Genomic DNA, 6,439 nt, shown 5'->3' with positions numbered 1-6,439 from the left:
ACAGCGGCCCCAGCAATCTCAAGCCCGATCAACGCATCTCGGGCAAGCGTGCCTCGGTACGGACTTCGGTCGCGGCCAGCGCCTCTGGCGGCAGCGAAATACGCTGCTTGCTGAGCAATTCACCCATGGTCGCCAACACCCGGTAGCGCGAGTACTCCTCGGTGTAGCGCACTTCGGTGTAGCGACGGTCGGCGTTGTACAGTTCGTTTTCACTGTCGAGCACGTCCAGCAGGGTGCGTTGGCCCAGGCCGAACTGGTCCTGGTAGGCGGCGCGCACGCGCTTGGTGGTTTCGGCGTATTCACGCGCGGTCGGCAGCTGCTTGCTGGCGTTGTTCATGGCGTTCCACGCCAGGCTCAGGTTTTCGGTCAGCTCGCGCAGGGCGTTGTTGCGGATGTCCAGGGCCTGGTTGATCTTGTGCGCGTCGGATTGCAGGCGAGCCTTGTCACTGCCGCCGCGGAACAGGTTGTAGTTCATCTCCACGCCGGCTTGCCAGTCGTTGTTGTTGTGGCCTTTCTCGCCGCCGGTGTTGTTGTTGGCACCGGTGGCCAGAATGGCGTCGAAGCGTGGGTAGAAGGTCGACTTGCCAACCTCGTACTGCTGCTCGGCCGCATTTACATCAGCCTGGGCCGACTTGATGTAGGGGTTGTTCTGGCGCATGCCATCACGGGCCTCTTCAAGCGTGGCAGGCACCTCGGCCTTGATGGTGGGCGGGCTTTCCAGCTCGTCTGGCATGCGCCCGATCACGCTGAAGAAGTTGGCCTCGGCGTCGGCCAGGTCCACTTCGGCAGTGTCCAGGTTGTTTTCTGCCAGGGCGCGGCGGGCGCGGGACTGGTCAAGGTCGGCCGTGCTGCCAACGCCACGCTCGTTACGCAGGCCGATCTGGTCGTTGACCCGCAGGTGGGCTTGCAGGTTGTTCCTGGCCAGGGCCACCAGTTCACGGCGCTTGAGTACCTCCAGGTACACCTCGATCGCACGCAGGGCGACATCCTGCGCAACCGCCTGGGTGTAGTAGGCACGCGAGGTGGAAACCGCTTCGGTCCGGCCCACTTCGTTCGCGGTGTTGAAGCCGTCGAAGATCATCTGCCGCAGGCGCAGCTCGGACTGGGTGTAGTTCAGGGTTTCTTTGTTGTGGTTACCCGCGGCACGGGTTGTGGTGTTGTCCGAACGCTGGCGGCCGTAGCCCGCGACCAGGTCAACGGTAGGGAAGTAGCCACCACGCGCGAATTTCACGTCCTCATCGGCCGACAGCTTGCTGTTACGGTTGGAGCTGACCTGTGGGTGATAGTCCACGGCGCTTTGGACGGCTTCGGTGATCGACATCGCCTGCACGTTGGCACTCGCCAGGGCCAACAGTAATGCGGTGGTGATGGGGTTCAAAACGCGCATGGTACATCTCCCTGATCTTGAATTTGGTCCTGCTGCTCGCCAAAAAAATGACGATTATTTATTGCGTATAGTGTTGCAGGTTTTTAACCTGACAGCTAAGTACATTCATCGCGATAGATAAGAAGATTTATTCATATCAAAATGAAATTAAATACCTGAAATGTCTAACAGAGGCTTTTTTTGTAGCCATCAGGTTGCGTGTCAAATATCGGTAAAGCCAATATTCTCAAGGCCTTCAGGCGGTTCCAGAACGAATTTGGCTAAATACTGGGCGGGTTAGGCGAAAGTGATATTTGGCGACAAATTATTGTCACTTTGGCCTGTGCAGGGTTTTTTGCTTGAGGATGTACAGGCTTACCAGCACGGCGCTGGTCAACATGAAGGCGCGGGCCCAGAACAACGGCACCAGGTAGCAGGACAGCCCGATGCTGGCCCACATCAGGCCAATGGCGTAGACCTTGCCTTTGAGGGGAATGCCTTCACCACTGAGGTAGTCGCGAATCCACGGCCCCAGTTTGGGGTGGTGGACCAGCCAGTGGTGAAAGCGTGGCGAGCTGCGAGCGAAGCAGGCGGCCGCCAACAGAAGAAACGGGGTGGTAGGCAATACCGGCAGGAATATCCCCAACACCCCCAGTGCGACGCTGAGCCAGCCGATGGCCAGCAGCAGGTAGCGCACAGCTGGCTTAGTGGTGGCGTGGCTTGAGCAGCGCCGGCTTTTCGTCAGGTGCGTGCAGCAGCAGGAACAGTGCCGTCAGCGCTTCGGGAATTTGCACGATCATGTCGTCCTGCAGGTTGGCGTTGCTGGCGATGTCGGCGAACTCCGGCTGCTCGTCGAACAGGCCCGAACCCACCATGATTGGCAGCAACATTTCGCTGACTTCCTCTTCTGCGTTCTCGAACCAGGCCTCTTCGCGCAGGAACACGCCTTCCATGAAACCGATGCACCAGCCGCGCAGGTCGGAATCGTCCGGCTCGTCAGTCAGGTCGAGGTCGCAGGGCAGTTCGAATTCATCGTCGCTGGCCAGCTGACGAGCAATGTGGGCCTTGAGTGCCACCAGGGTCGCCTCGATTTCGGTGCGCTGGGCTTCGCTGCTGTAGTGCGGCTCTTCGGCGAACAGGGCGTCGATCCACTCGCGCTCGGGCACGTCTTCGGCGTTGATCGACAGCGCGGTGAGGTAGCCGTGGGCGGCGACATAGTCCAGCGCTTCTTCGTGCAGCTCGTCGGCGTCGAGGAAGGCTTGCAGGCGGGTCAGTTGCTCGGCGAAGGACATTACAGGGCTACCTTGGGGAATAAACGATAACGAATTCTAGCACCTTGCGGCGGCAGCGGGGCAAAGGAACGTCTATCGCGGTGGTGCCCTGCGCGGGGCGGTGCTGCGGTATACTCCGCGATTTTCATCCAGGCGCGGTTTTACCGGCGGCCTGGCAAAAACCGCTTACGCATTTGGCGTGTGCGGGGCGGGTTTTTCGTCCAGCCTGTGTGCAGGGTGGTACGGCGATTTGGAGTTGCACATGCTCGAACAGGCTCAGCGCGTTCTCAAGGACATCTTTGGCTACGACAGTTTCCGAGGGCGCCAGGCAGCGATCATCGAATGCGTGGCCAATGGTGGCGACGCCCTGGTGCTGATGCCGACTGGCGGCGGCAAGTCGTTGTGTTTCCAGGTGCCGGGCCTGCTGCGCCCAGGCCTGACCGTGGTGGTCTCGCCGCTGATCGCGCTGATGGACGACCAGGTCGCCACGCTTGACGAGCTGGGCGTAGCCGCAGCCGCCCTGAACTCCACGCTCACGGCCGAGCAGCAGCGGGACCTGGCCGGGCGCCTGCGCCGTGGCGAAGTGAAAATGCTGTACCTGGCACCCGAACGCCTGGTGCAACCGCGCATGCTCGATTTCCTGCGCGACCTGGATATCTCGCTGTTCGCCATCGACGAAGCCCACTGCGTTTCGCAATGGGGCCATGACTTCCGCCCCGAATACCTGCAACTGGGCCAGTTGGCCGAACTGTTCCCGCATGTTCCGCGCATTGCCCTTACCGCCACCGCCGACATGCGTACCCGCGAAGAAATCGTTCAGCGCCTGCACTTGCAGGGCGCAGAGCGCTTCCTGTCGAGCTTCGACCGGCCGAACATCTTCTACCGCATCGTGCCCAAGGAAGCGCCGCGCAAGCAATTGATGGCGTTCCTTGCCGAGCGCCGCGGCAACGCCGGCATCGTTTATTGCCTGTCGCGCAAGAAGGTCGACGAAACCGCCGCCTTCCTTTGCCAGCAGGGCTTCCCGGCGCTGCCATACCATGCCGGCCTGGCGGCCGAAACCCGCGCCGCCAACCAGCACCGCTTCCTCAACGAAGAGGGGCTGATCATGGTCGCCACCATCGCGTTCGGCATGGGTATCGACAAACCCAACGTACGCTTCGTGGCCCACCTCGACCTGCCCAAGTCGCTTGAGGCCTACTACCAGGAAACCGGCCGTGCCGGACGAGACGGCCTGCCGTCCGATGCCTGGATGGCTTATGGCCTGCAGGACATGGTCATGCTCAAGCAGATGCTGCAGAACTCCGAAGGGGACGAACGCCACAAACGCATCGAGCAGCACAAGCTCGATGCCATGCTGGCGCTGTGCGAAGAAACCCGCTGCCGCCGCCAGTCGCTGCTGGCCTACTTCGATGAAATTCTCGAGCAGCCGTGCGGGCACTGTGACAACTGCGTCGACAACGTCCAGACCTGGGATGCTACCGAGCCGGCGCGCCAGGCCCTGTCGGCGGTGTTTCGCACCGGCCAGCGCTATGGTGTGGGCCACCTGGTCGACGTGTTGCTGGGCAAGGACACCGAAAAGGTGCGCAATTTCGGCCATGAAAAGCTGTCGGTTTTCGGCGTGGGCAAAGGCCTGGCCGAAGCCGAATGGCGTTCGCTGTTCCGCCAACTGGTGGCGCGCGGGCTGGTCGACATCGACCTGGAGGGCTACGGCGGCCTGCGCTTGTCCGACAGCTGCCGGCCACTGTTGCGTGGCGAAGTCACCTTGCAACTGCGCCGTGACCTCAAGCCGCAGATCACTGCCAAAAGCTCGTCGTCCAGTGGCGGCAGCCCGGCCAGCCAACTGGTGCGGGCCGAAGAGCGGGAATTGTGGGAGGCATTGCGCACCTTGCGGCGCAAGCTGGCCGAGGAACACAGCGTACCGCCGTACGTCATCTTCCCCGACTCAACGTTGCTGGAAATGTTGCGCAGCCAGCCGGTCAGCCTCAGCGACATGGCCCAGGTCAGCGGCGTGGGCGCGCGCAAGCTGGAACGCTATGGCCAGGCGTTTCTTGAGGTACTGAACGACAACGGCGGCACCCGCGAGGCGCCGAAGGTGGTGCTCGACCTGCGCCATGAGCTGGTCAGCCTGGCCCGCGCCGGCATGACCCCAGCGCAAATCGCCGGGCAGCTCAACTGCAGCGAAAAGAATGTGTACAGCTTGCTGGCCGAGGCCTTGGGGCGCCAGGAGCTGAGCCTGGACCAGGCGCTGGACTTGCCAGAAGACCTGCTGATGGAGGTGCAGGACGCCTTCCTCGATGGCGAGGGCGAGCTGCCGCCGGTTGCGACCATTGCCCCGCTGTTTACCGGGCGAGTGCCGGAAGGGGTGCTGTATTGCGTACGCGCGGCACTGGCAGCCGAGTTCGAGCTGTAGGCCTGCGCCTGTTCGCAGGCTCATGCGCCATCTGCTGACCTTTGTCATGCTTTTTGACGATTTTCGCCCACGTCACCCTGGCCGAGCCTTGCCTCATGGGGCGGGGCATGGTTAGCTGCCTAATAATTAGATCTACTCGATGAGTTACCTATGCCTCTAACCGACAACCAACACCGCTTCGGCATGCAACTGGCCCAGATGTCCCGGGGTTGGCGTGCCGAACTGGATCGCCGCCTGGCCGGGCTCAATCTGTCGCAGGCGCGCTGGCTGGTGTTGCTGCATCTGGCCCGCTTCGAAGACGCCCCGACCCAGCGTGAGCTGGCCCAGAGTGTGGGTGTCGAAGGCCCGACCCTGGCGCGTCTGCTCGATAGCCTGGAGGCCCAGGGGCTTGTACGGCGCCAGGCGGTGCTGGAAGACCGGCGGGCGAAGAAGATCGTGTTGTGCCCGCCGGCCAAGCCGCTGATCGAACAGATCGAGACCATCGCCAACCAGTTGCGCATCGAACTGTTCAGCGGGGTGGATGAAGCCGACCTGCAGGTGTGCATGCGGGTGCATGCCAAGATTCTGGGCAACCTGGAAAAATCCTGAGGCAGGGGCTGCCCTGCAGCCTTTCGCCGGCCCGCCCGCTCGGCGTGGCGGGCCCGCCGCCCGGGCCCTGTACGTGCTGCCTAGAAGGTATGCCCCAGGTTCAGGTACACCGCCTGCTCATGCGCACTGTTGGTGCCATAGGTGAAATTCAACGGCCCCAGCGGCGTTTCCAGCCCGAGGAAAATACTCGCCGCATTGATGTAGCCACTGTCGAACGCATTGTCGTTGTTCCACGCCCGCCCGCGCTCCAGCGAACCGCCGATGTACAACGGGAAATCCAGCGGCACATACGCCCGTGGCGTCAGCCGGCGGTAGTAGACCACCCGCATCAGGCTCATGTTCTGGCCCGACACCGAGTCCTGGCGGAAGCCCGACAGCTCCCGCGCCCCGCCCAGCACGAAGCTGGAGGTCACCACTTCGGTGGCATCCAGCGTGCGCCCGTAGCGGCCGCCCAGCACGAAGGTATTCGGGCCGCTGCTGATGGCCTTGTCGAGGTTGAACAGCCATTGCCGGTAATCCTGGTCGGAATCCAGCGACTTGTCGTACTTGCGCAAGGTCAGGCCGATGTCTTCGCCATGATGTGGGAAATACACGTTGTCGAGGGTGTCGAACGAGTACTTCAGCTCGTAGAAGCCTTCGTTGAAACTGACCTTGGGCAAGTCCTGGTCGCCAATGCGCACCTCGGCCTCGCCCCAGGCCTTGCCAACCCCCAGGCGCACTTCGCCGCTGTTGCCGATCTGCCGGCCCACGTTCAGGCCAAAGCCATAGCGCTCCAGGCGGTACTCGGCGACCGGGTCGTTGTCG

The 6,439-nt window shown here is 62.3% G+C and carries 6 protein-coding genes; 2 read left to right on the top strand and 4 right to left on the bottom strand.

The window, feature by feature from the left end; genetic code table 11:
• Window positions 1-28 precede the first annotated feature (28 nt).
• From APH30_RS25620 to APH30_RS25610, 3 genes are all read right to left on the bottom strand, one after another.
• Window positions 29-1,387, bottom strand: coding sequence for a TolC family outer membrane protein (locus tag APH30_RS25620; RefSeq protein ID WP_009683671.1), 1,359 nt, complete (start codon window positions 1,385-1,387; stop codon window positions 29-31).
• A 310-nt stretch (window positions 1,388-1,697) separates the two neighbouring features.
• Window positions 1,698-2,063: a YbaN family protein gene (locus APH30_RS25615; protein ID WP_009683670.1), complete on the bottom strand. Its 366-nt coding sequence runs from the start codon at window positions 2,061-2,063 to the stop codon at window positions 1,698-1,700.
• Between the two features lie 7 nt (window positions 2,064-2,070).
• On the bottom strand, window positions 2,071-2,658 hold the full coding sequence (locus tag APH30_RS25610) for a YecA family protein (protein ID WP_009683669.1): 588 nt from the start codon (window positions 2,656-2,658) through the stop codon (window positions 2,071-2,073).
• Window positions 2,659-2,899: 241 nt separating this feature from the next.
• On the opposite strand from APH30_RS25610, the gene recQ reads away from it, so the two are divergent.
• Window positions 2,900-5,047, top strand: coding sequence for a DNA helicase RecQ (gene recQ, locus APH30_RS25605; protein WP_054914114.1), 2,148 nt, complete (start codon window positions 2,900-2,902; stop codon window positions 5,045-5,047).
• A 150-nt stretch (window positions 5,048-5,197) separates the two neighbouring features.
• Complete coding sequence (locus tag APH30_RS25600) at window positions 5,198-5,635, top strand: MarR family transcriptional regulator (RefSeq protein WP_054914113.1); 438 nt, start codon at window positions 5,198-5,200, stop codon at window positions 5,633-5,635.
• 80 nt (window positions 5,636-5,715) lie between these two features.
• Here APH30_RS25600 and APH30_RS25595 read toward each other — a convergent pair.
• Window positions 5,716-6,439, bottom strand: a 724-nt coding sequence (locus tag APH30_RS25595) for a BamA/TamA family outer membrane protein (protein ID WP_156326684.1), incomplete at its 5' end; no start/stop codon positions are given.

Source organism: Pseudomonas sp. NBRC 111127, assembly GCF_001320345.1.
Lineage (GTDB): Bacteria > Pseudomonadota > Gammaproteobacteria > Pseudomonadales > Pseudomonadaceae > Aquipseudomonas > Aquipseudomonas juntendi.
Note: the sequence above shows the minus strand (reverse complement) of the source record. Positions and strands in the feature narration are given on the sequence as shown.

What these genes read in the sequence shown, in the direction of transcription:
- APH30_RS25620 (WP_009683671.1), bottom strand. Translation starts at nt 1,387, where the DNA reads ATGCGCGTTTTGAACCCCATCACCACCGCATTACTGTTGGCCCTGGCG.
- APH30_RS25610 (WP_009683669.1), bottom strand. Translation starts at nt 2,658, where the DNA reads ATGTCCTTCGCCGAGCAACTGACCCGCCTGCAAGCCTTCCTCGACGCC.
- recQ (WP_054914114.1), top strand. Translation starts at nt 2,900, where the DNA reads ATGCTCGAACAGGCTCAGCGCGTTCTCAAGGACATCTTTGGCTACGAC.
- APH30_RS25600 (WP_054914113.1), top strand. Translation starts at nt 5,198, where the DNA reads ATGCCTCTAACCGACAACCAACACCGCTTCGGCATGCAACTGGCCCAG.